The 24043-nt window shown below is 43.3% G+C and carries 19 protein-coding genes; 7 read left to right on the top strand and 12 right to left on the bottom strand.

Annotation, left to right across the window (positions count from 1 at the left end):
• The first annotated feature begins 24 nt into the window (after positions 1–24).
• Positions 25–156 carry a DUF3941 domain-containing protein gene (locus tag RH061_RS06280; RefSeq protein ID WP_071976845.1) on the top strand — a complete coding sequence of 44 codons (132 nt, stop codon included), beginning with the start codon at positions 25–27 and terminating at the stop codon, positions 154–156.
• Between the two features lie 20 nt (positions 157–176).
• Here the strand turns inward: RH061_RS06280 and RH061_RS06275 are convergent, their stop codons facing one another.
• Positions 177–1040, bottom strand: coding sequence for a CvfB family protein (locus RH061_RS06275; RefSeq protein ID WP_311074702.1), 864 nt, complete (start codon positions 1038–1040; stop codon positions 177–179).
• A gap of 332 nt (positions 1041–1372) precedes the next feature.
• Between RH061_RS06275 and RH061_RS06270 the strand changes: the two genes are divergently transcribed.
• The 3 genes from RH061_RS06270 (at position 1373) to RH061_RS06260 (ending at position 5221) form a co-directional block, all read left to right on the top strand.
• Positions 1373–1864, top strand: coding sequence for a YajQ family cyclic di-GMP-binding protein (locus RH061_RS06270; protein ID WP_311074700.1), 492 nt, complete (start codon positions 1373–1375; stop codon positions 1862–1864).
• Positions 1865–2350: 486 nt separating this feature from the next.
• On the top strand, positions 2351–4003 hold the full coding sequence (locus RH061_RS06265) for a CoA-disulfide reductase (RefSeq protein WP_311074699.1): 1653 nt from the start codon (positions 2351–2353) through the stop codon (positions 4001–4003).
• Positions 4004–4354: 351 nt separating this feature from the next.
• The gene (locus tag RH061_RS06260) at positions 4355–5221 is read left to right on the top strand and encodes an SDR family oxidoreductase (protein ID WP_311074697.1); all 867 of its coding nucleotides are present in this window, start codon (positions 4355–4357) and stop codon (positions 5219–5221) included.
• Between the two features lie 207 nt (positions 5222–5428).
• Here RH061_RS06260 and RH061_RS06255 read toward each other — a convergent pair whose 3' ends face one another.
• From RH061_RS06255 to RH061_RS06235, 5 genes are all read right to left on the bottom strand, one after another.
• Positions 5429–6472: a LacI family DNA-binding transcriptional regulator gene (locus tag RH061_RS06255; RefSeq protein ID WP_311074696.1), complete on the bottom strand. Its 1044-nt coding sequence runs from the start codon at positions 6470–6472 to the stop codon at positions 5429–5431.
• Between the two features lie 105 nt (positions 6473–6577).
• The gene (locus RH061_RS06250; RefSeq protein WP_311074695.1) at positions 6578–8110 is read right to left on the bottom strand and encodes an alpha-amylase family glycosyl hydrolase; all 1533 of its coding nucleotides are present in this window, start codon (positions 8108–8110) and stop codon (positions 6578–6580) included.
• A 71-nt stretch (positions 8111–8181) separates the two neighbouring features.
• A complete protein-coding gene (locus RH061_RS06245; RefSeq protein WP_167832147.1) occupies positions 8182–9024 on the bottom strand; it encodes a sugar ABC transporter permease in 843 nt (280 codons plus the stop codon).
• Position 9025: 1 nt separating this feature from the next.
• Entirely contained in the window at positions 9026–10309 is a 1284-nt protein-coding gene (locus RH061_RS06240) for a sugar ABC transporter permease (RefSeq protein ID WP_311074693.1), read from the bottom strand.
• A 442-nt stretch (positions 10310–10751) separates the two neighbouring features.
• Positions 10752–12029, bottom strand: coding sequence for a sugar ABC transporter substrate-binding protein (locus RH061_RS06235; RefSeq protein ID WP_311074692.1), 1278 nt, complete (start codon positions 12027–12029; stop codon positions 10752–10754).
• 362 nt (positions 12030–12391) lie between these two features.
• Here RH061_RS06235 and RH061_RS06230 point away from each other — a divergent pair, with 362 nt between their 5' ends.
• Positions 12392–14152 carry an alpha-glycosidase gene (locus RH061_RS06230; RefSeq protein WP_311074691.1) on the top strand — a complete coding sequence of 587 codons (1761 nt, stop codon included), beginning with the start codon at positions 12392–12394 and terminating at the stop codon, positions 14150–14152.
• 231 nt (positions 14153–14383) lie between these two features.
• The gene (locus RH061_RS06225; protein WP_311074690.1) at positions 14384–15745 is read left to right on the top strand and encodes an MATE family efflux transporter; all 1362 of its coding nucleotides are present in this window, start codon (positions 14384–14386) and stop codon (positions 15743–15745) included.
• A 375-nt stretch (positions 15746–16120) separates the two neighbouring features.
• Here RH061_RS06225 and asnB read toward each other — a convergent pair whose 3' ends face one another.
• The gene (asnB, locus tag RH061_RS06220) at positions 16121–17968 is read right to left on the bottom strand and encodes an asparagine synthase (glutamine-hydrolyzing) (protein ID WP_311074689.1); all 1848 of its coding nucleotides are present in this window, start codon (positions 17966–17968) and stop codon (positions 16121–16123) included.
• A 190-nt stretch (positions 17969–18158) separates the two neighbouring features.
• Between asnB and RH061_RS06215 the strand changes: the two genes are divergently transcribed.
• Complete coding sequence (locus RH061_RS06215; RefSeq protein ID WP_311074688.1) at positions 18159–18719, top strand: DUF2777 domain-containing protein; 561 nt, start codon at positions 18159–18161, stop codon at positions 18717–18719.
• Between the two features lie 37 nt (positions 18720–18756).
• On the opposite strand, the gene RH061_RS06210 is transcribed toward RH061_RS06215, so the two are convergent.
• From RH061_RS06210 to RH061_RS06190, 5 genes are all read right to left on the bottom strand, one after another.
• Positions 18757–20796 (bottom strand): EAL domain-containing protein, encoded by a 2040-nt coding sequence (locus tag RH061_RS06210; RefSeq protein WP_311074686.1) that lies wholly within the window; start codon positions 20794–20796, stop codon positions 18757–18759.
• A gap of 126 nt (positions 20797–20922) precedes the next feature.
• Complete coding sequence (locus RH061_RS06205; protein WP_311074684.1) at positions 20923–21276, bottom strand: YisL family protein; 354 nt, start codon at positions 21274–21276, stop codon at positions 20923–20925.
• Positions 21277–21358: 82 nt separating this feature from the next.
• Complete coding sequence (locus tag RH061_RS06200; protein ID WP_311074682.1) at positions 21359–22267, bottom strand: fumarylacetoacetate hydrolase family protein; 909 nt, start codon at positions 22265–22267, stop codon at positions 21359–21361.
• Complete coding sequence (locus RH061_RS06195; RefSeq protein ID WP_311074681.1) at positions 22264–22794, bottom strand: DNA topology modulation protein; 531 nt, start codon at positions 22792–22794, stop codon at positions 22264–22266. The genes RH061_RS06200 and RH061_RS06195 overlap by 4 nt, the downstream gene beginning before the upstream one ends.
• Positions 22794–23978 (bottom strand): DUF418 domain-containing protein, encoded by a 1185-nt coding sequence (locus RH061_RS06190; protein WP_311074680.1) that lies wholly within the window; start codon positions 23976–23978, stop codon positions 22794–22796. The genes RH061_RS06195 and RH061_RS06190 overlap by 1 nt, the downstream gene beginning before the upstream one ends.
• Positions 23979–24043: the final 65 nt, after the last annotated feature.

The following is a 24043-nucleotide window of genomic DNA, read 5'->3' as shown; positions in this document are numbered from 1 at the left end:
CCTAACCTGAAAGGAGTTTTTTATATGCCACACACATCTGATAACGATAAAAAAGCAAAGGACAATAATGCCCTTCGCCATGAAAAAAATATGATGCGTGAAAAAAACCGCAAAGCAGGCAAAAACCAGTACTCCAAGAAAACAGATCACCTATAAAAAAATAGAGCCAGCCGGCTCTATTTTTCTTTTTTATATGTCCAATTGTCTTCCTGATAAATCTTACCTTCCTTCATCAGCCTGCCCATCGCCCGCTTGAAGGAGCCTTTGCTCATGCCGAAACGTTCCTGGATGTCCTCTGCCATGCTCTTGTCATGATATGGCATTGCACCATTGCGGAGTTCCAGATAGTCCATGATTTTTTCTGCGTCCTCATCCAAAGCCTCCTGTTTACGTGGCAAAAGCGAGATATTGACAGAACCATCCGGTTTTACATCGATGATCCTTCCCTCTACTTTCTGGCCAATCCGAGGCTCTATGCGCCGCTGAGATTCATGGATGAAACCTTTAAAGCCTTCAGCAGTGATCATCCAGCTGCCAACCCGAGCCGTCCGGTAAATATAGCCGTGGACATTCTTATTGAAGTCACTTCTTGTGGCCTTTTCGGAGATTTCCTGAATGACAGGATCGGTCGCCATTCGAGCGTATATCATATTGTTGCGATTCACACGAAGCGTGATATAAAGCAAATCTCCTTCTTTTGGCCAGACTGATTTCACTACCGGCAAATCTTCCTCACCGAGCAAAACATCTTTGCTGATGCCAATATCCAGGAATATGCCGATCCCTTCTTTGGCATCAACGACTGGTACCCAATCATATTGCCCTACCTGAACTTTTGGTATCGTTGTGGTTGCAGCCAGTCTGCCTCTTGATTCCACAAATAGAAAGACCTCTACTTTATCTCCCTCTTCAAATGTACGGTCCGTATCATTGGAATGGAGCAGCACATCTTCTTCCCCGTCGGTTAAAAAATAGCCAAAATCAACAATTCTTGCTACTGTCAGCTCCAAAGACTGACCTGTATATTCATTCAAGGACATAATATCCCTCCTGCCTTGTTATTAACATCTTACCCAAATTAGAAAGCGTAAGCGCCTTGGTCAGCCCCGACTAGCGTTGGAGGACCGACCGGTGAAGTCGTTCTTTGACTTCATTGGGCGGACCGAAACGATCGAGGGGCTAGGCGCTGCAGCTAGACTTTAATCTAAATGAAAAAAGTTTATACTTTTATAATCAGGCAAAACGCTCTAAATTACGTAAAGTTGTTTGAACTGCTATATTTTACTATAATGTAAGCAAAAGCGAAAGCGCTGGTATACATACAGCCCCTTATCCCGAGGGCTTCAAAATTTTTCATTATCCGGAGGTAGCCATGTCTAAAGAGAGCTCATTTGATATTGTATCCAAAGTTGAAATGTCCGAAGTCACGAACGCAATCAGCATTGCAATGAAAGAAATCCAAAATCGCTACGATTTTAAAGGCAGCAAAAGTGAAATTTCACTTGATAAAGAAGAACTTGTCCTGATTTCCGATGATGAATTTAAGCTTGACCAGTTGAAGGATGTACTATTCAGCAAGATGATCAAACGCGGCATTCCAATCAAGAACCTGGACTATGGAAAAGTCGAGCGCGCTTCAGGAGGAACGGTCCGCCAAAGAGCAAAGCTCGTGCAGGGGATTGACAAGGAGAACGCCAAGAAAATCAATGCGATCATAAAGAACAGCGGTTTAAAGGTCAAGAGCCAGGTCCAGGATGACCAGGTGCGCGTTACAGGAAAGAACCGTGATGACCTTCAAAAGATCATTGCAGCTGTCAAAGAAGCAGATCTTACAGTAGATGTGCAATTCGTGAATTATCGTTAAAAAAGTGCTAAAACTAAATAATGATGATGGCTAAAAGCGGACATGGTGACATTGTCCGCTTTTACTTTTATGCGTTTGTTATAATTGTTGATTTTTGACACACTGTTGATTGTAGTGGAAGGCGCGAAGACTCCTGAGGGCTTAGCTGGTCAGGTGAGACCTCGCAGGAGCAAAGCGACGAGGAGGCTCAGCGCCAGCCCCGCGGAAAGCGAAGCGTCTGGAACGAAAATAAACATCCCTGTTTATCAGGGTAATTCTAGTAAAGTCATGAATGGTTCACAAACCGCCTGCGGTATTTTTCTTTTTACACGTTAAAATAAATGTATTGTCATGTATGTGTGACATTAGTCTGTTAACCATTCTAAATTACGTAAAACATTCACAAATCCTTCACAAAGTACTATTGGATTTCCCCTATTTTCACGTTAATATACCAGTAGGGGTATAAAACAATTAAATTTTTTTAACCGAAAGGATGACAATACAATGAGTAAAAAAATCGTAATCGTTGGCGGCGTAGCAGGAGGAGCAACTACAGCAACTAAACTAAGAAGGCTTGATGAAAAAGCTGAAATTGTTCTTTTTGAAAGAGGCGAATTCATTTCTTTCGCAAACTGCGGACTGCCTTATCATATCAGTGGTGTAATTGAAGATCGTAAAAAGTTGCTTTTGCAAACTGTTGAAGGCATGAATGCACGCTACAATCTGGATATCCGCAACTTCTCTGAAGTGACTGCAATCAACCGTGAAGAGAAAACTGTTTCTATAAAACATGTCCAAACCGGCGAAGAATACACTGAAAGCTATGATGTTCTTGTTTTATCACCAGGAGCGAAACCAATCGTCCCTCCAATTGAGGGCTTGAAGAGTGCAAATGTATTTACACTTAGAAACATTCCGGATATGGATAAAATCAAGGCTTACCTTGAAGACAATAAGCCAAGCAATGCAGTTGTGATCGGCGGAGGCTTCATCGGCCTGGAAATGGCAGAAAACCTTGTCCACGCTGGAGTCAAGGTAACTTTAGTTGAGAAATTGCCGCAGGTTATGGGTCCGGTTGATCCAGAAATGGCAGCGATCGTTGAGGACGAATTAAGGAAAAATGGAGTTGAACTGATTCTTGGAGACGGTATCACTGACGTCCAAGAGAACGGAACAAAGGTTGTTCTTGAAAGCGGCAAGGTCCTTGACTCAGAATTGATCATCCTGTCAATCGGTGTCCGTCCAGAAAACAAACTTGCAGCTGACTCTGGCCTTGAGCTTGGAGAACGCGGCGGCATCAAGGTAAATGAATATCTGCAGACATCTGATGAATCAATCTATGCAATGGGTGACGCAATCGAGGTTACCGATTATATCAACGGGCAGCCAACGATGATTCCGCTGGCATGGCCAGCAAACCGTCAGGCACATATCGTCGGACACCATATCAACGGCCGCAAGATTGCCTATCCAGGTACTCTGGGAACATCTATTGTGAAAGTATTCGAATTGACTGCTGCTACTACTGGTAACAGTGAAAAGCTATTGCGCAGATTGGGCATCCCATATGAAGTCGTTCACATCCATCCGCTATCTCACGCTGGTTACTATCCTGGCGCAGAGCAAATCTCTCTTAAAGTCATTTTCGACAGAGAGACTGGCAAGATCTTCGGTGCACAAGCAGTAGGTAAAGATGGTGTTGATAAGCGTATTGATGTCATTGCCACTGCAATCAAAGGAGGCTTGAGCGTCTACGACCTTCAAGAGCTTGAGCTTGCATACGCACCGCCATTCTCTTCTGCAAAAGATCCGGTTAACATGGCCGGTTATGTAGCTTCCAATATTGTTGACGGAACAATCGAAACGGTCCAGCACTATGAAGTGGATGAATTGCTTCAGGACGGTGCGTTCATGATTGACGTACGTACTGAGAAAGAACATGCAGATGGCAAAATCGAAGGCTCAAAGAATATTCCGCTTGATGACCTGCGCAATCGTTTGGATGAGCTTCCAAAAGATGAAACCATTTTGATCACTTGCCAGGTTGGCCTAAGAGGCTACCTAGCTTCCAGAATCCTTCAGCAAAACGGATTCAAAGTCAAAAACTTGACTGGCGGTTACAAGACTTACTCTATCTTTAAAAACAAATTACAATAATGAAGTAGAAGCGGCTCCCTATTAAGGGGCCGCTTATTTTATTTACAGCAATGAAGAGTTTCCTTCTGCTTTTACCGTTTCCCGCTTCCTTCCCCCTTTTCGGGCAATGCAACACTCCTGCTTTTACCGTTTTCGGGTCCTGCCACTTTTTCGGGCAATGCAACACTTCTGCTTTTACCGTTTTACGCTTTCTTCCCCCTTTTTGGGCAATGGACTTCTTCTGCTCTTATCCAGGAAACACACTCTTTCTGATTACACAACGAGATGAAATGAAGTAATTTCCATGTTTTTAATTTGGTTTTTAAAGGAATTTAATAAATGGTGATTCATATTAAAGGAGTGGATTTGATTATGTCTAACGAAAATAAGAAACAGGGATTTCCGCCCCAGCATCAAGATCATCAGCCTGGTACTGAGCCGGAAATGAAGCCTGAGCCTAAGTCAGTGGATGAAAATTATAAAGGATCAGGAAAACTTGACGGAAAGGTGGCCCTTATTACAGGAGGCGACAGTGGAATCGGCAAATCAGTCGGTATTTATTATGCTAAAGAAGGTGCTGATGTAGCGATTGTTTACCTGGAGGAAAGCCAGGACGCCCAAACCACGAAAGAGTTAATTGAAGCTGAAGGCCGTAAATGCCTGCTGTTTGCCGGTGATATCGGCAGTGAGCATTTCTGTGAGGAAGTGACGAAGAAAACGCTCGATGAGTTCGGTAAAATTGATATCCTGGTTAATAATGCAGCAGAACAGCATCCGCAAAAGAGTTTGCTCGATATCTCAGCAGAACAGTTGGAGAAGACATTCCGAACAAATGTGTTCTCGATTTTCCACCTGACAAAGGCTGTTTTGCCTCATCTGAAAAAAGGCAGCACAATCATCAATACCTCGTCCATCACTGCCTATAAGGGCCATGAGAAACTGATTGACTACTCTTCGACCAAAGGGGCTATCGTATCGTTTACGCGTTCTCTTGCCATGTCCCTAGCGTCACAGGGCATCCGGGTCAATAGCGTAGCTCCTGGCCCGATCTGGACGCCGCTCATTCCATCGACTTTCACGGCTGAAGAAGTCGCGAAGTTCGGTACGAACGCTCCAATGGGACATGCCGGCCAGCCATATGAATTGGCACCTGCCTACGTATATTTAGCCAGTGACGACTCTACTTATGTAAGCGGACAGACAATCCATGTCAATGGCGGCACAATCGTGAATGGCTAATATAAGAAAAGCGGAAGCGCCTTGGTCAGCCCCGACAAGCGCTGGAGGGCCGACCAGTGAAGTCGTTCTTTGACTTCATTGGTCGGACCGAAGCGACTCGAGGGGCTAGGCGCTAAAGCTGGACAATTCTCGAAGTGAAATTCAACTTTCTTATCTTTGAACAAAAAAACTGCACCTCCAAATTAATATGGGGGGTGCAGTTCTTTTTTACACAAGTATTTCTTTATAATCCTTAGGGTGGCCGCAAGAATAACGTGTCACTATTTTGAACGGGACGATTATCCGTTTGGTCGGCTCATTAGGGTTTTCGATGATTTGGATCAAACTTTTCGCAGCCTGATATCCCAACTCAAAAATATTAATATCAACAGAAGTTAAAGGCGGTCTTGCCATCTCGGCGATCAGCACATTGTTAAAGCTGACGATGGATACATCATGTGGTACCGTAATCCCCATTTCATCCAGCTTATTCAGTACACCAAGTGCCATCAGGTCATCGGCAACAACCATTGCTGTAGGCGGATGTTCTAGCGAGAGCAAGACCTCTACAGCATCCTGGCCGCTTTCACGGAGGAACTCATCATTGACAATGTACTTGTCTTCAAGCTCGATCCCTGAGTTCCGCAAAGCTTTTTCGTAGCCCAGCAAGCGCTCTACCGTAACGACTAAATCAAGATTTCCGCCAATGAAACCGATCTTGTCATGTCCAAGCTGGATCAAATACTCGGTTACTTCTTTCCCTGCTTTAAAATTATCATTATCGACATAGTTTGTAATTTCATCATCTTTAAAAGGCTTGCCGATGACAACAAAGGGAAAATTTCTTTCCTTCAGATAGGCAATGACCCTGTCTTCCACCTTTGAATATAGAAGGATTGCACCATCTACCCTGCCGCCCTGTACCATTGCGACTACTCCATCAAATATTTCATCCTCTGTTTTCCCGGTAGTCATATGAAGGGCGTACTGCTTTGAATGTGCTCCCTCGCTCAATCCTGTCAAGACAGTTGGGAAGAATGGGTTTTGGAATACGACATCAGTAGAACTCGGCATGACTAGACCAATTGCCCGAGTTGATTGGCTGGCTAGGCTTCTGGCGATGAAGTTTGGGTGATACCCAAGCTGGTCCATAACCTCCCTGACTCTTTCTTTCGTTTTTTCGCTTATTCTCGGACTATTGGCGATAACACGTGAGACAGTTGAAGGCGCGACATTTGCTACCTTCGCAACATCTTTAATTGTGACAGCCATTAAGTTCCCCTCCCTTTTGCCAGAAAAATTCCTTATCTCTATTATAAATGAATTGCCGTGTTTTTTTTCTTATTTTTTCAAGCCAAGTTCTGGACTGTTTTTCATCTATTCTTTACTCTTCTTTCTTCTTTTAAAAAGAAGGAAAATGAAGCCGAAGAAAGCAGCGTATACTGCGCCCATTGTCACTAAATAAGGAATGTTCAATCCTGTTTTTTCAGCTAGCACATAAATTTCTGCTTTTTCCCGTTCCAATGCCAGGTTATACTCCCCATCCTTGCTTCTGACCAAGTCATTTGCAAGCAAGCCTCTCAGCTCTTGATCATCTTCGAGCTGGTCCGCTGTCAATGTAACGTACTGAGTGTTTGAAGTGTTATTGATGGCAATGACAGATGTTTCATTTTCATAGGTTCTCTTGAAGACCGCCATGCCTTTCTTTTCATACAGCACTTCCAAATCTCCTCTTCTTAAAGAAGGAAGCTCATTGCGGAGTTCACCAATTTTCGTGACGTAATCGATTAATTCTTTATCCGCCCTGAAGCTCATTTGTCTGCGGTTGTCCGGATCTTCTCCGCCATCGAGGGCGATTTCACTTCCATAATAAACAATCGGGATGCCAGGAGCTGTATACATATATGTCAGCGCCATCTTCCATCTTGTTCCTGGATGCTGCCTGTTCTGCACCGCCTTCCTAGTGAACCTGACCATATCATGATTGTCGATAAAATTGCCCATCAACTCCGGGTTTTCGTATATCGCTTTATTTCTTTTCGCGGTTGTTAAAAGCCAGTCCAAAGTCTGATCAGGTTTTTCGAATGCTGTACGAAGCTGCTCATTTAATGGAAAATCAACAAAGCCATCGATGCCCGCTTTATCATATTCAGCAATATAATTTGGATCCTCCGACCAAACCTCGCCAATTAGATAAAAGTCATCTTTCACACTTTTCACTTCTTTTGAAAAATCTTCCCAGAACTCAACTGGTACGTGGCGGACGGTATCCAGCCTATAACCATCAATATCTGTTTCTTCAATCCACCATTTTGCCGCGTCCAGCAAATATTTCTTTGTTTCAGGATTTTCCTGAGCTAAATCAGGAAGGCCGTAAAGCCAGTTGTTCTCCAGCTGATCCTGGTCATTCCAGTCAATAATATCCTGTTTTTCATGGAACCAGTCTTTCTTGGCCGGATCATTCACCCATTCATGTTCTGGAGCAACATGGTTGACGACGAAATCCAGAATGATCTTAATGTCACGTTCATGCGCTTCTTTTACCAGCTCTTTGAATTTGTCAACGCTTCCAAAATGCTCTTCCGTATTATAGAAATCTTTAATCCAATATCCATGGTACCCCTTGTCGACATTATCGAACACCGGCGTTAACCAGATTGCGGTAAACCCCATGTCCTTGAGATAATCAAGCTGGTCGATTACACCCTGGAAATCGCCTCCATGATAAGCTCTTGGATCATTCGCATCAACCTCGAAATCATTGCTATTGTCTCCGTTGTTAAAACGGTCAACCATTAAAAAATAAATAGTTTCATCCTGCCATGTGCGTCCTTCATTTTCAACGGCACCTACCGGGAGGGCGCTAAAAAGAAGAAACGGAATCAAGATGAAGATGATCATTTTTTTCATCTCCGGTCCTCCTCATAATTTAAGCAAAGGCCAAATATGGCCTTTGCTTAAAATGTTTCTGCCCTAATAGATTATCCTTTTGTTCCTCCTGCCGTCAAACCAGAAACAAAGTATTTTTGGAATGACAAGAACAGGATTGCAATCGGTACCGCGATTAGTACTGCACCTGCAGCGAACGTCGTGAATTCTGCACCGAACTGTTTGGCAACCATATCATATAGTCCAACAGCAAGTGTGTATTTTTCTTCCGTTCTTAAAAGGATTCTCGCAAGGATGAAATCTCCGAATGGAGCGATGAATGCGAACAATGCTACTACAGCGATGATCGGTGTCGCAAGCGGCATGACGATCTGGAAGAAGATCCTGAGGTGGCCGGCACCGTCCATTTTAGCTGATTCATCTAGTTCTTTCGGGATTGTATCAAGATATCCTTTCATCAGCCATGTATTCATTGGGATTGCACCCCCAACGTATACAAGGATCAAGCCTAAGTGAGTATCAAGAAGGCCAGTTAATAGAGCAAGGATGAAAATCGCGATCAGCGCTGCAAAGTTTGGAATCATCTGCAGGATCAGGAATGTCATCAAGCTGTTCTTACGACCGATAAAACGGTAGCGTGAAAATGAATACGCTGTAAGGCTGACAAGGATGACTGTAAACACCATTGTCAGTACACTTACCTTCAATGAATTCCAGTACCAGTATAAGTATGCGCTCTGATTAGTATCGAACAGTTCCTTATAGTGATCAAGCGTAGCATTTTTTGGGATGATGCTAGAACCGGACAAGCTCTGCCCTGGATTGAAAGAAGAACCGACAATCCAGAGGAGCGGATAAATAATAATCGCGAACATAGCCAAAATCACAAGGTACGTTAATGTCAGTCTGAGATATTTCTGTCGTTTGATACTCATATTACATCATATCCTCTTCTTGGAATGATTTCGTTCTCTTGAACTGCCATAAAGCTACACCGATAACGATCAATGATAGCAGCATGGTAATGGCAGCAGCTTTGGAATATTGTGCAGATGTCATTGTCAGGCTGTAAATCCACGAAATCAGGATATCTGTTCCGCCGGCATTCGCGCCAGAAACTGCAGGTCCTCCGCCGTTGAAGAGATAAATGATATTAAAGTTATTGAAGTTGAACGTGTATTGCGTAATCAGGATTGGCGCTGTAGCGAATAGCACGAGCGGCAATGTGATGTTCTTGAATTTCTGGAAGTTTGTCGCGCCGTCCACAGTGGCGGCTTCGTACAATTCTTCCGGGATGGATTGAAGTACCCCTGTTACCATCGCGAAGATGAACGGGAAACCAAGCCATGTTTGGATCATGATCAAGGCGATTTTTGTGTACATCGCTTCAGTCATCCATGGAATTGGATCGATTCCAAAGAATCCAAGGATGTCACGGTTGATCGCACCGAATGATTCGTTGAACATACCTGCGAATACTAGGATGGAAACGAATGCTGGTACTGCCCAAGGCAGGATGAATACTGTACGGATGATTGCTTTTCCTTTTACATCCTTCTGGTTCACCAAGATTGCCAGGAACATTCCTAGGGCAACCTGGAATGTAGTTGCAACGAATGTCCAGATGATTGTCCATGAAAGAACGGAGAAGAATGTCTCACGCCATGATTGCAGCTGGAACAGATCGAAGAAGTTTTTCAGGCCGACCCAGTCAACAAGCTTTGCAGGCGGTGAATGATATAGATCGTAGTTCGTAAAAGCAAGCAAGACTACGAAAATGATTGGAAATACAACGACGAAAATAAGAAGCAGGAATCCCGGTGACATGATCAAGTATGGGAATCCATTATCAATCAGGTTATTGTATTGCTCTTTGACAGTGCTTAGTCGCTCTCCCATGTCTCTTTTCAATCCGGTTTTATATGCGTCATTTAAGTTGAACAGATAGAAACCGATTCCAAAAAGCAGGACAATGAGTGCCAAGATACCTTCGACCATCAAGAAGATAGAGTGGTCACGCGGCGTCTGTTCTCCTAGTGTAAACAGTCCCCATAGACCCATATTGAGCAGGTCTGAGAACACTCCGAAGAATGCACCGGTCAAAACTAAAAATGCGATCCCTTTTAAATATTGTTTGTTGTATAGCTGTCCTAGCCCTGGAATAATCGAAAGGGCTGTTGCTATTCTGCGGTGGTTGGTTTGATAGGACTTCTCTTTCATCCTATATTCCCCTTTCTCTTTCTATGTTTTTTAAGGCTTCTCATCGTGTAACCCGCTTTTCTTGCTTCCTTTGAACCAGTCCCGATCAAACAGCTTCTTTGATAGAGAATGGAAACAGCAATGGAAAAACTGCAATCCCTGCGAAGAAACCTTGGTAAAAGCATCAGATGCTTTATGAGAACGAATACATTGTCATTCATACAGAAGGAATTCCTCTTCCTGTATTATTCCGAAAACTCTTGTTTTCACTCTTATGAAGCACCTGATTAACTTATCTCTATTTTAGCGCAACCGTTTGCCCAATGAAAGACTTTTTTACTGCAGTTTTCGTAAACTTTGTGACTTTTCACATACCGCTTAAGAAAACACAGAAAATGGAATATACTACTGGAAAATATAACAGTACCCCCCATGGGAGGTACTGCTATATCTATTGGCACTATTATTTAGCGTGGTTTTGCTCAATATTTTGCTCGATTTGTTTTACAGCTGAATCAAGAGCTGCTTTTGGCTCTGCTTTGCCAGTTACAACAGTTTGCAATGCGCTAGCCATTGGTGCCCAAACTTCACCCATTTCTGGGATGTTTGGCATTGGAACTGCGTCTTGCGTTTGAAGTGCAACAGCTTTAGCACCTTCGTTTTCAGCAAGAGCTGGGTCGTCAACTAGAGCTACGTTAGTTGGTACTTCAGCTGTTTGCTCGAAACGGTACTTAGCGTTTTCGTCGTTCGTAATGAACTCAAGGAACTTAGTTGCCCATTCCTGGTTCTTAGAATAAGAAGATACGTGCCAGCCTTTAACACCCATGAAAGTCTTCATTGGAGTACCGTCAGCAAATTTAGGGAATGGAGCTACACCGAAGTCGATGCCAGCGTCTTTCATGCCGCCGAATGCCCATGGTCCGTTCATAACAGAAGCAACATTACCTTCGTTGAATAGTCCGTCCATAGCAGAACCGCCGTTTTCACCGATGATTCCATTAGGGAAAAGCTTTTCAGAGTACCATTTTTGGATGTACTCAGTACCTTTTACAGCACCTTCGTTGTTCAGTCCAAGATCTTTTGGATCAAGAGCGCCATCTTTTTCACCGAATACATATCCGCCGTTACCGCCAATTGGTGCGTGTGCAAAGTAGAAGTTATCCCAAAGTGCAAGGAAACCGTATTTACCATCTTTAGTGTTAGCTTTTGCGAATTCGTAAAGATCTTCCATTGTAGCAGGAACTTCAGTCATAAGAGCTTTGTTGTAGATGAATACTGGAGTTTCAGCAGACTTTGGAAGTCCGTATAATTTACCATCGAAAGTTTGAGCTGAGATTGAAGACTCAGAGAAAGTGCTCTTCACATCGTCGCTTACATTAAGTTCAGCGATGTGTCCCTGAACTGCAAGCTCACCGATTTGGTCATGTGGAAGAGTGATGATGTCCGGGCCAGTTCCCGCAGGACCGTCAAGACGTAATTGTTCTTTCATTTTTGTAGCCATTTCTACTTCTTTGAACTCGATTTTAACACCGTGTTCTTTTTCGAAGTCTGCTGCTACTTTTTCTAGCCAGCCAGACTTATCTTTGTCTTCCCAAACTACTAGCTTCTCTGGTTTAGAAGCGTCTTCTGTTTTTTCGCCGTTGTCTTTTGAACCTGTGTCTTCTTCTTCTTTAGGTCCGCAAGCAGCAAGTGCGCCGATCATTAAGACCAGCATCATGAAAATCGACAATGCCTTTTTCATGTGTATACCCCTCCTAAAAATGTGTAATTGCTTTTTCATTGTGCAGACGGTTTCCCTATCTGTGCAAACGTTTGTAATTCAGTTTGCAACTCTATGAAAACGATTGCACAACCTACTTCTTATTATAAAGACTTAATTCTTTTTGACAACTAATTTTTTTATTTTTTTTTAAAGTCCGTCCAAATCGTTAAAGTTTTGTGAATCAACTTTTTAATGATTGACATTTCAAAATGAGTGTTCTACCCTTGTTTTAATCTTGATATAATGTAGCTCTTCCCGTTAATATTTCACCAGGCAGAGCTATGACAAATCTACTCTATGTTTTAAATCGTCACCTTATAAAAGAAAGGAATGGTCTCCCCTTGTTAAAAGAAGCGATTTACCACCGTCCTAAAGACAATTATGCATACGCTTGCACTAATGAAGAATTACATATCCGCATACGCACAAAAAAAGATGATATAAAAGAAGTTTCCCTTCTGAATGGCGATCCATATGACTGGCAGGATGGAAAATGGATGACGAATACCGTTCCGATGATTAAAAGCGGATCAGATCAGTTATTCGATTATTGGTTTGTCGCTATAAAACCTCCCTTCCGCAGGATGCGTTATGGATTTATTTTAAATGATGGAAACGAAACAGCTTGTCTAACTGAAAAAGGTTTTTATGACGAACCTCCGTTGGATGATACAGGCTATTATTTTGCCTTCCCTTACCTTAATAATATCGATGTGTTCCGTGCTCCATCATGGGTCAAAGATACAGTCTGGTATCAGATCTTCCCTGAACGCTTTGGCAACGGAGATCCATCAAATGATCCAGAAGGGGCTTTGCCATGGGGCAGTGCTCCTCCAGAGAGGGATAATTTCTTTGGAGGCGACCTGCAGGGTGTAATCAATAATATCGACTATTTGGCCAAGCTGGGCATCACCGGTATATATTTTACGCCTATTTTTAAAGCCTATTCGAACCATAAATACGATACGATCGACTATATGGAAATCGATCCGCAATTCGGGGACAAAGAAACGTTGAAGAAACTGGTACAGGTATGCCATGAGCATGGCATCAAGGTAATGCTGGACGCTGTCTTCAACCACAGCGGATTTTACTTCCCTCAGTTCCAGGATGTTCTCGAAAAAGGGGAAGAATCTCCTTATAAAGACTGGTTCCACACTAACGAGTTTCCGCTAGTAATGGAGCCAAGGCCAAACTATGATACCTTCGCTTTTGAAAAATCAATGCCTAAGCTGAATACCGAAAACCCTGAAGTCATTGAATATCTGCTTGAAGTCGGGCGCTATTGGGTGCGTGAGTTCGATATCGATGGATGGAGGCTTGATGTTGCCAATGAAGTCGACCATTCTTTCTGGAGGAAATTCCGAACGGAAGTGAAAGCAATCAAGCCTGACCTCTATATTCTCGGTGAAATCTGGCATGATTCGATGCCATGGCTGCGCGGCGACCAATTCGATGCTGTCATGAACTATCCGTTCACGACCAATATCCTGAATCTGTTTGCACGCGGGACTATTTCGGTAAAAGAATTTATTGAGAACATGACGACCGTCAATCATATGTATCCTAAAAACGTCAACGAAGTGGCCTTTAATTTAATTGGCAGCCATGATACTCCAAGGATCTTGACAGAATGCGGGCATGATGAGGGTAAACTGAAGCAAATCTTTACTGTATTGCTTTCTTACATCGGCACTCCGTGTATTTATTATGGGGATGAAATCGGCATGAGCGGCCCGCAGGATCCAGGCTGCCGCGAGTGCATGAAGTGGAATGAAGAAGATCAGAACAAGGAAATGTTCGAGCATGTCCAGAAAATGATCCAGCTTCGTAAAGAGTATCCGCTGCTGGCAAATGAAGGTGAACTTCACTTCATTCCTTCCGATTATCATGAAAGCTGCTTTGCCTATACAAAATCAAACGGCGAAACAACCATTTTGGTCGTCGTGAATATGAGCGAAGAAGAAGCAAGCTATCATCTGCCATTTAATTTGAAAGGCAAAAAAATCACCAATATTTACACTGGTGAAGAATATGCGGCTGAAAGCGATGACCTTACAGCTGAAATTGCCGCAAATGGATTCGCATTGTTCAAATTTTAAATCATAGCACCCCTTTCCTGATTTGGAAAGGGGTTTGATTTTTGTAAAATACCTCCCTTTTCGAGAAAACCTCATTAAGATTTTGTCCATATTTGTTAATGAAGAATTGGTAGTCCTGGATTATGTATTTTTCAGAATAAAGTTTTTTCGGAAAACGAATGATTTTTACTTCAATTTCCTCCTATAGTCTGTATAATTAAAGAATTGAATGACAACTTGGAGATGTAAAACATGAAGAATAAAACTGCTAAATTATCGCTTTTTGCCATTACATGGCCACTTTTCATTGAAATTCTGCTATATATGCTGATGGGAAATGCGGATACACTCATGCTGTCCCAGTATTCGGATAATTCCGTTGCTGCTGTCGGAGTTTCCAACCAGATTCTTTCCATGGTTATTGTTATGTTCGGCTTCATTGCGACAGGAACTGCCATCCTGGTTGCCCAGAACCTGGGGGCGAAAATGGATGACGATGCAAGAGAGGTTTCAGCTGTCTCTATTGGCGCAAACCTTGTATTTGGCTTGATGCTGAGCGCAGCTGTTTTCATTTTCAGTGAGCAATTGCTTAGATTGATGGACTTGCCGCCTGAGCTTTTTGATGAAGCCAACTCCTATTTACGGATTGTCGGCGGTTTCTCATTCATCCAATCGCTGATCATGACAATCAGCAGCATCATTCGCAGCTATGGATTCACGCGGGATATCATGTATGTCACGATCGGCATGAACGTGCTGAATGTCATCGGCAACTATCTGTTCATCTTCGGGCCATTTGGCTTCCCGGTCCTTGGTGTAGAAGGGGTGGCAATCTCCACTACCGTCAGCCGGATTCTCGGATTGCTGGCTGCCATTTATGTGATGTCGAAGAGGATCCCAGGCTCACTGCCACTGTCGATGCTGTTCAGTTTTCCAAAGAAACATTTGAAAAACCTGCTTAATATCGGGATTCCTTCTGCCGGTGAGCATTTGAGCTACAATGGTTCACAGATGGTCATCACCTATTTTATCGCTACCCTTGGAACACAGGCTCTAACTGCGAAGGTTTATACCCAGAATGTCATGATGTTCATCTTCCTTTTCAGCATCGCCATCAGCCAGGGGACACAGATTTTGATTGGCCATATGGTCGGCGCAAAGGAAATTGAAAATGCTTATAAGCGTGCATTAAAAAGCCTGAAGCTGGCGATTATCATTTCCATCGTTACTGCTTCGATTGTTTCCTTCTTTTCAAAAGACCTGCTGGGAATCTTCACTGATAATATGAGCATCATCGAACTAGGCACCACCTTGATCTTGCTCACGATCATCCTTGAACCCGGCAGATCCTTTAACCTGGTACTGATCAGTTCGCTAAGGGCCGCCGGAGATGTAAAATTCCCTGTTTATATGGGAATCCTCTCAATGTGGGGAGTCAGTGTCACCTTGTCCTATTTCCTTGGAATACATCTAGGTATGGGGCTCGTTGGAATATGGATCGCCTTCATCGCCGACGAATGGCTGCGCGGACTTTTGATGCTCTGGCGCTGGAGATCCAGAGTATGGGTGAAAAAATCATTCGTGCCCGATACCCAGCCAGTGCAGGCAGAATAGGTGTATAAGGGGACTGTTACCTCTAAAATGTACCCTTATCGGTGACGATTCCGCTGCATAAGGGTACTATTAGTTCTTAAATGTACCCTTATAGAGGACAATTCCCTCGCATAAGGGTACTATTAGCTCTTAAATGTACCCTTATAGAGGACAATTCCCTCGCATAAGGGTATTATTAGCTCTTAAATGTACCCTTATAGAGGGCGATTCCCTCGCATAAGGGCACTATTAGCTCTTAAATGTACCCTTATAGAGGGCGATTCCCTCGCAAAAGGGTACAATAATTTTAACAAATAGGTTCGGGCTCCTGACTCGCCGGGACCCAAAGCTCTTAAAATACTCAATTAAGCAAGCCCTATCCCAGGGCTTGCTTTTTTAGTCTGCTATATTAATATTGTAATCCCTGAACCAGATATGAATTTGTGCCAGCTGTGCGAGCAGCTGTGGACCTGTCATTAACTGCCCGAACCATGGCACTTTGAAGGATGCTCCCTCGGTCTCAATCATTTTTTGCAGTGTGCCTCTGTCAAAGAATTCATGCAGCGCGCTGTTCGAATCAGCCATGAAATCTGAAAGCATCCCTTGCACTGCCTGGGTATAGGCCGGGTGGTGAGTCTTCGGATAAGGACTCTTTTTCCGGTACAAAACTTCATCTGGCAATGTGCCTTCCAATGCTTTGCGGAGGATTCCTTTTTCCCTGTTGCCGTGCATCTTCATATCCCATGGGATATTCCAGACATATTCGACAAGACGGTGATCGGCAAACGGCACCCTTACTTCAAGGCTGGCCCCCATGCTCATCCGGTCCTTCCGGTCTAAAAGTGTTGTCATGAACCAGATGATATTTAGATAGAATAGTTGTCTCCGCTTGGCATCGATATGGCTCTCCCCATCAAGCACAGGCACCTCTGCAATGGTATCGTTGTACTTTGCCATCATATAATCTTCCAGACTCAATTTTTTCCGCCAATGGTCCCTTAGCATGTTTTGGCGCTCATTAATCGAACGCATCCACGGAAAACCTGACCTATTCAAATCCTCCTCCCTGTGGAACCACGGGTAACCGCCAAAGATCTCGTCTGCACATTCACCTGAAAGTCCTACGGTAAAATCCTGTTTGATTTCGCGGCAGAACCAGAGCAGCGAGGAATCGATGTCAGCCATCCCCGGCAGGTCCCGGACATGAACTGCTTCTGTCAGATAGGCTGCCAGATCGTGCTGTGTGATGATGCTGTTATGATGAACAGTGCCATATGTTTCCGTCATTTTATTGATCCAAAAGGCATCTGCATTTGGCTGGAATTCATTTTCCTTGAAATACTTGTCATTGCCTTCGTAATCGATTGAGTACGTGTGCAGGCTGCCCTTGCCCTCCGCTTTATAATGGTCTGCAGCAATCGCGGTAATGGCGCTAGAATCCAGGCCTCCAGATAGGAAGGTACACAATGGGACGTCTGAGACCAGCTGTCTGGTGACGGCATCCGTGAATAAATCCCGCACTTTTTCAGCTGTTTCATCAAGGGTATCCTTGTGTTGCTCGCTTTTCACATTCCAATATCTCCAAATTTTAAGCCCATTTTTTGAAAAAGTTAGACCATGGCCAGGACGGAGCTCCTTCATGTTTTTAAAAATACCTGCCCCTGGAGAACGGGATGGACCAAGCCCAAATACCTCACAAAGTCCCTCTCTGTCTACCTCAGCCTTCACTTCTGGATGAGCCAGCAATGCCTTTTGCTCAGAAGCAAACATAAGACCCGATGCTGTTTCGAGGAAAAATAGCGGCTTCACGCCCAGCCTGTCGCGGCCGATGAACAGTTTCTCCTGTTGTTGATCCCAGACAGCAAAGGCAAAGATCCCATTTAAATGCTCCAGACAGTCTTCCTTCCATTCCATGAAAGAAGTAAGCAAAACCTCTGTATCAGAATGACCGTTAAAGGAATATCCTTTTAATAGCAGTGCTTTTCTGAGGTCCTCTGTATTGTAAAGTTCTCCGTTATAACAAATGGTATAACGGTTATCTCCTTGTGTCCTGGTCATTGGCTGTTTGCCGCCCTCGGGGTCGACAACTACCAGTCTTTTATGTCCCAGTGCAGCATGCCCCGAAGTCCATACATTGGTATCGTCGGGACCTCTTTTACTTAAAGTTTCCGCCATTTTTGCCATGGTCTCTCGTTCATGATCCAGATTTTTCCGATAATCTATCCAGCCTGTTATTCCACACATTGTTGATCATTCCTTTCAGCGGAACTTTTTGATGTCATTCAGCACTATCTCTAACGTGATAATAGCTTAAGCATTACTCATCTTATGCAGATACAACTCAACTGGTTAATTGCCTATCTTTCAAATCATGTTATAAATTCGCCAAAATCTGTCTACAAAGAAGGTGAGCGATAATTAACGGAGGATCCAAATGAACCGACAACAACGAAGCAATCTAATTGAATTCCAGCCCCGCGCATTCAACGTCGGGACAGTAGAATATATTAATTCACAATGGGTTTTCTTTGATGAAGAAACAGATGAAGCCGCACTTGTTGATGAATTCATCCATCAAGAGGTTGAAGTGCAGCGAAACAATAAATGGTGCAAAGGTTTTTTGCTCGATAATGGGTGCATTCAGACCGGCAATGAGAAAATTAATTTACAGGACCAGGAAATGGTCAGAATCAGGAAACAGCTTATTTATTCATTCGAGCGTTTGCTTGATGAGCTGAATGATGAAGCTTTTCTCCAATTCATCAACACATTGAATTCGCTCAATTTTTCAATCTATGATTGCATCTATTGTTATAATCACTTGACCTTCCTTGATCATGAACAAGGGGTATCAGGAGTCAACTTTTTGATTCTCGATAATGAAGAATTCATCTGCAGCGTGCAGCATCACTTCGATTATTTTGAAACACAAAACGACAGGTTCGAATTAACTTTGAATAATGGGAAACGGACCGTAATCGAGAGGATTTCGTAAAAAAAGGGCCAGCACAAAATGTGCTGGCTCTGGCTTTTTATCTAACGGTATATTCCACTTTTTCCATTGTCCTGAATCCTTTTTCAAAGGCAGCAATGTCCAGGGGTTTCTCAATGTAATAGCCTTGTGCATAATGGCAATCCAAATCCCTTAGGAGATTCAGCTGTTCATGCGTCTCGACACCTTCAGCAACAATTTTCACGGAAAGTCCCTGGCCCATGGTGATGATTGCCTTGACGATTGCGATGTCTGATGGATCGTCATGAAGATTATTGATAAATGATTGGTCGATTTTCAGCGTATCGATCGGTAAATTTCGCAAATAACTTAATGAGGAATACCCTGTGCCAAAGTCATCAATCGAAACCTTTACCCCGAGCTCCTGCAATGATTTCATAACCGAAATGCTATAGGCGATATCTTCCAGCATGGCACTCTCTGTCAGTTCCAGGGAAAGGTATCCTGGTTCAAGTCCGGATGTCTCCAATGCTTTAATCACCTGGCCAATAAAAGCATGCTGCTGGAATTGATAAGCTGAAACATTCACCGAAATACCTAGATTCGGAAATCCATTCTGCTGCCATACTTTTGTCTGCACACATGCGGTTGTCAGCACCCATGCCCCAATCTCCTCAATCAATCCTGTTTCCTCTGCGAGAGGAATGAACTGTGCCGGCGAAACCAGACCAAGGTGCGGATGCCGCCAGCGGATAAGGGCTTCTGTACAGGTGATTTCACCGGACTTCAAGTCCATAAGCGGCTGGTAGCATAGATGGAATTCATCCTTTTGAAGAGCTTTCCTTAAATAGCTTTCAAGCTCAAGGCGGACCATGGCCTGATCATTCATTCCGGTTGAGAAGTAAGTAATCTTATTCCCGCCTTGATTTTTCGAACGATTCATCGCAATATCAGCATTCTTCAACAGGACCTGTTCATCAAGACCATCACCCGGGAATGAACTGATCCCGATGCTCGCTGTGACCGTGAACTCCTGATTCTGATAAGACAAAGGCATTGAAATAAGGTTTTGCAGTTCCCTCGCTATTCGTGTCGTCTGATCGATGCTGACATTCTCTGTTAGCAGCAGGGTGAACTTATCCCCGCTGAACCTGCCAAGAAAAGCTCCTGACGGAAGTCGATCCTGGATTCTCTCCGCCAGTTCCTTCAAAACAATATCTCCGGCATAATGCCCTAGACTGTCATTGATGATTTTGAAGCGGTCGATATCAATGACAAGTACAGCAAGAAGCTCCTTCTTATGCTTGGCCCTATGAATCATTTCTTCCAGCTGTTCGGTGAATCTCATTCTGTTCGGCAACCCCGTATCCTGGTCATAATAGGCCAGTTGAATGATCTTTTCCTCTGTCTTTTTCTGTGTCGTGATATTCCGCCCTATTCCATAGGTACCCACACATGCTCCATTAACCGTTATGGGTATATTTTTGACTTGAAAAATCTGGGCTTCCCCGCTCTTGATTGGTATTTCAATCGTATATGTCTGATCTTTACCTTTAAGTGCCTGAATGAAATGCATTTTGGCACGGTGCACGTCTTCTTCTTTGATAAAATCGAGGGCTGACCTGCCAATAAGATCATCTTCTGTATAGCCAAAGGTTTTCATGAATGCCTGGTTGATGCTTGTGAAGTTTCCTGCTAGATCGGTTGAATAGACAAAATCACCATTGTTATCAAACAGCGAACGGTAGTATTGCTCCGACACTTTGAGGCTTTCATTGAGGTTCAGGATATCCTGTTGTGAGACTTCGACTAAATTGTTCAATGTATTGATTGTGTATTGATCCTGCATAACAGGATTAAGTTCTTGTTTATCAAAAACAGTAAAAGTGAGGATATATTTTTTTTCTTCAGTTAAACAGCATGCTGCTTCACAACACAGCACAGTCGAGGCGGGCAGCTGTTTTTTCAGCCTCCGCTCCAGATGCTGGAGGTCTTGTATTTCATTTTGATTGAAAAAGATTTGCACCAGCAGGTTGCGGTGGTCTTTGAATGAATTGCTCTCTATAAAGCTATTAAGTTGTCGCTCATCCTCGTATACGCAGCTTTTTGTCGTAGCCATTGCATTCTCCAATTATAATATTTCTCCAATAACCCTTACATCTTAAATTATCACATTTCTTTGGGTTAAGATATGACAAAAAAAGAAAAAAGCTGCCTATGAAGACAGCTTTCTTTCGACAAATTATTAGAACAAGTATGTTCCAAGTGGAAGTGAAAAACCTAAATACAATACAAGCAGAACTGCGACAATGAATTGAATCCACAAAATAGACGCTTTTTCGTTCTTTTTCGTACGGATTAAAATCATTTCCAGCATGGCGATCACCCACAAGCCTACTGCTGCTTTCAATACATACATAAGGTTGATGTTAATGCTGAAAAGCAGTCCGAAGCCAGTCAATAGAATCAGCACATAAAACAATCTAAGGACCATCTGGACAATTTTCGCGCCCTTTTCCTTACCGCTTTTATGTAGTCCAAGTGCTACGAAAAATAAAACTAGAGCCAAAAACCAGGCTGTCATATGGGCATGGATCATGTACCCGTCCTCCTAATAGTTAATTCTAAAACATCATACCATATCGGCGCAGAAAACACTAAAATTAACTGGCCAGGCTATGTTAACCTTCCACCTTGTTCTGTAAAGCCCCGATCCCTTCGACAGTGATCTCGATTACATCACCATCCTTCAGGAACCTCGGCGGCTTGAACCCTTTGCCTACGCCCGCTGGTGTTCCCGTTGCAATAATATCCCCAGGCTCAAGTGTCATTCCCTGGGAGAGCACTGCAATGACCTCTTCTACCGGGAAAATGAAGTTCTCCGTATTGGAATCCTGTCGTACTTCCCCATTTACTGTTGTTTTTATATCGAGATTGTTCGGGTTGTCGATGGCTGATTTATGGACAATCCATGGTCCCATCGGACAAGTCGTATCAAGGCTTTTGCCGATGAAAAATTGCTTATGCTTCGCCTGCAGATCGCGGGCTGTCACATCATTCACGATTGTATAGCCAAACACATAATCCAATGCCTCTTCCCTTTTGATCCCTATCCCTTTTTTGCCAATGACGACCGCCAACTCGCCCTCATAGTCCAATTGCTCTGTCAATTCACTATGTGATTGGATATTTTGGCCGTGGGAAATGACTGTGGTAGGTGCCTTTGTGAATACCATGACATGTTCAGGAATATCATCCTTGCTGCCCATTTCAATCGCATGCTCTGCGTAATTCTTGCCCACACAGAAAATATTCTTTGCTGGGCGCGGAATTGGAGCTAGCAATGCTACTGAATCAAGCGGGATGTAAAGCTCGCTGTCGAGATTGTTCTCGTTTACCCATTGAACGGTTTTTTTCGCTTCCTGATAAAATACGTCTCCAAGCGAAATGGCTTCAGCCATGCAAGATGGGAGTGCTGATTTACCTCCCATTTTTTCATAGACTTCCAAAAGCGGCAGTACGCGCCTGCCATCTGCATGAACAATTCCGATAAACTGACCAGATTCATTTTTATATGTAGCAAATTTCATGTTAACGCCCTCCCTTTAATTAATTGCTCTTCTATGAATTTCTCTGTTTCACGCGGATTTGTAAAATGGTATATCTTTTTTCCCTGAAGCTTGAATTCTTCTAACATGCTAATAATGCCAGGAGCTTTTTCACGCTTGTATTTTGCGATCCATTTGATAAAATCCCAATCGAGTCTTTCCGGACAGCCTTCATTCATATCCGGCCTAGTCCTGCCGTGATACATGATTCTTCTTTTGAAAACTCCATACAGGCACCTTGGAGTAGAGTAATCAAGGAAGATGATCGTGTCCGCTGCATTTGCCCTCAAATCCATCGTGCTGCCGTAGTTGCCATCCAGGATCCAGGAATCTTTCTCGATCACTTGCTTGATGAGTGTTTCCCACTCACCTTTTGCCGTTATCACCCAGCCTGGTTTCCAGAACATAGCATCAAGATGATAGACCTGAATGTTAAGGATTCCCCCCAGCTTCCGGGCAAGTGTCGACTTCCCTGCACCTCCGCAGCCAATGATAATAATCTTCTTCATCAAGCTTCTCCCTTTTTAAAAGGCTGTTTTTTCAAATGTGTGCCAACTCGCCATAGCCATTCGACAGGTCCGTAGTGAAACCTTTTAATATACCAGCTGCTAAATGCCAGTTGAATTACGTAGATGACTAGCACAAGCATGGTTCCTGAAAAAATGGACCACTCTCCATAGTATCCTAATCCATAACTATAAAAGATCAGTGTCGAAACGACAGACTGAAATAGATAATTACTGATGGAGAGCCTTCCGGCAGCCTCCAGCGGATAAAGCAATCTGTCAAAATGCTTAACTTCGGAAAGAAGAGCAATGATCAGTGCATACGCCATCGCAACCATCGCACCGCCAAAAACATCCTGCGCATAATCCGTCATCAAAGTTTTAGCATAGAGGTACGGAATTGCTTTTATCAACAAGCCAAGGGTTGCGAATACAGCCGCAGCCATGGCGATTTTCCCTCTTTTCTCTCGTACATTTTCAAACAGTTTGATTTTAGCTGCTCCAGCTCCAATCATGAACAAGGGAAGAATTGTGACCAAATATAAAAATAGTCCCACCAGGTTATTGTTTTTATACCATTCGGATATTCTGTGCGCAGTCACTTCGCCAAAGCTTCCAGTTTGATAGATTGTTATGGACTGTTCCGCAGCCTGTCCATCATACATCGAAAATCCGCTTCCGCTGTCGATTGCTGATGCTGCACCGAGCATCAACAACAAGAGAAGATTAGGAACTATGTATAAGCTTAATCCAGCAATGAAAAGCTTTTTGGCACTCCAGCCAATGAAAAGCAAGAAGGCAAAACCGCATACTGCATAGGTGATGAGGATATCACCTGGCCATATCAAGAATGCATGGATGAACCCAATCAACATTAGGATTGAGAGTCTCCTTAGTGCGAGAGGTTTGAAGTTCAGACCTTTTGCCAGTGTACGTTCTCTTAAAATTACGAGCCCATACCCAAACAGCATTGAAAACAAGGGGTAAAAGCTTGCCTGGATAAATAGGTCAATGAAACGGTATGTAAAAAGATTAATGCTTCCATCCCACCATGTTTCTGGATCGATATAGAAATAAGGAGAATGAAATGAAATCATGTTCACCAGAAAAATCCCCAATAATGAAAAGCCTCGCATCCGGTCAATCGAAACAACTCTTTTGCCAGACAGCTGTCTGTTAATCTCCATCTTCCCCCTCATTCCATCCAAGAGTTTACATCTAATCTATGTATATCACACAACATAACAATATG

Source organism: Mesobacillus jeotgali (assembly GCF_031759225.1).
In the GTDB taxonomy this organism is placed as follows: Bacteria; Bacillota; Bacilli; order Bacillales; family Cytobacillaceae; genus Mesobacillus; species Mesobacillus jeotgali_B.
Note: the sequence above shows the minus strand (reverse complement) of the source record. Positions and strands in the feature narration are given on the sequence as shown.

Coding starts and splice junctions, on each gene's coding strand:
- RH061_RS06205 (WP_311074684.1), bottom strand. CDS start 21,276: ATGATCCATGCCCATATGACAGCCTGGTTTTTGGCTCTAGTTTTATTT.
- RH061_RS06255 (WP_311074696.1), bottom strand. CDS start 6,472: ATGGCTGTCACAATTAAAGATGTTGCGAAGGTAGCAAATGTCGCGCCT.
- RH061_RS06250 (WP_311074695.1), bottom strand. CDS start 8,110: ATGAAAAAAATGATCATCTTCATCTTGATTCCGTTTCTTCTTTTTAGC.
- RH061_RS06210 (WP_311074686.1), bottom strand. CDS start 20,796: ATGGCTACGACAAAAAGCTGCGTATACGAGGATGAGCGACAACTTAAT.
- RH061_RS06260 (WP_311074697.1), top strand. CDS start 4,355: ATGTCTAACGAAAATAAGAAACAGGGATTTCCGCCCCAGCATCAAGAT.
- RH061_RS06240 (WP_311074693.1), bottom strand. CDS start 10,309: ATGAAAGAGAAGTCCTATCAAACCAACCACCGCAGAATAGCAACAGCC.
- RH061_RS06225 (WP_311074690.1), top strand. CDS start 14,384: ATGAAGAATAAAACTGCTAAATTATCGCTTTTTGCCATTACATGGCCA.
- asnB (WP_311074689.1), bottom strand. CDS start 17,968: ATGTGTGGAATAACAGGCTGGATAGATTATCGGAAAAATCTGGATCAT.
- RH061_RS06275 (WP_311074702.1), bottom strand. CDS start 1,040: ATGTCCTTGAATGAATATACAGGTCAGTCTTTGGAGCTGACAGTAGCA.
- RH061_RS06200 (WP_311074682.1), bottom strand. CDS start 22,267: ATGAAATTTGCTACATATAAAAATGAATCTGGTCAGTTTATCGGAATT.
- RH061_RS06245 (WP_167832147.1), bottom strand. CDS start 9,024: ATGAGTATCAAACGACAGAAATATCTCAGACTGACATTAACGTACCTT.
- RH061_RS06265 (WP_311074699.1), top strand. CDS start 2,351: ATGAGTAAAAAAATCGTAATCGTTGGCGGCGTAGCAGGAGGAGCAACT.
- RH061_RS06215 (WP_311074688.1), top strand. CDS start 18,159: ATGAACCGACAACAACGAAGCAATCTAATTGAATTCCAGCCCCGCGCA.
- RH061_RS06235 (WP_311074692.1), bottom strand. CDS start 12,029: ATGAAAAAGGCATTGTCGATTTTCATGATGCTGGTCTTAATGATCGGC.
- RH061_RS06270 (WP_311074700.1), top strand. CDS start 1,373: ATGTCTAAAGAGAGCTCATTTGATATTGTATCCAAAGTTGAAATGTCC.
- RH061_RS06195 (WP_311074681.1), bottom strand. CDS start 22,794: ATGAAGAAGATTATTATCATTGGCTGCGGAGGTGCAGGGAAGTCGACA.
- RH061_RS06190 (WP_311074680.1), bottom strand. CDS start 23,978: ATGGAGATTAACAGACAGCTGTCTGGCAAAAGAGTTGTTTCGATTGAC.
- RH061_RS06280 (WP_071976845.1), top strand. CDS start 25: ATGCCACACACATCTGATAACGATAAAAAAGCAAAGGACAATAATGCC.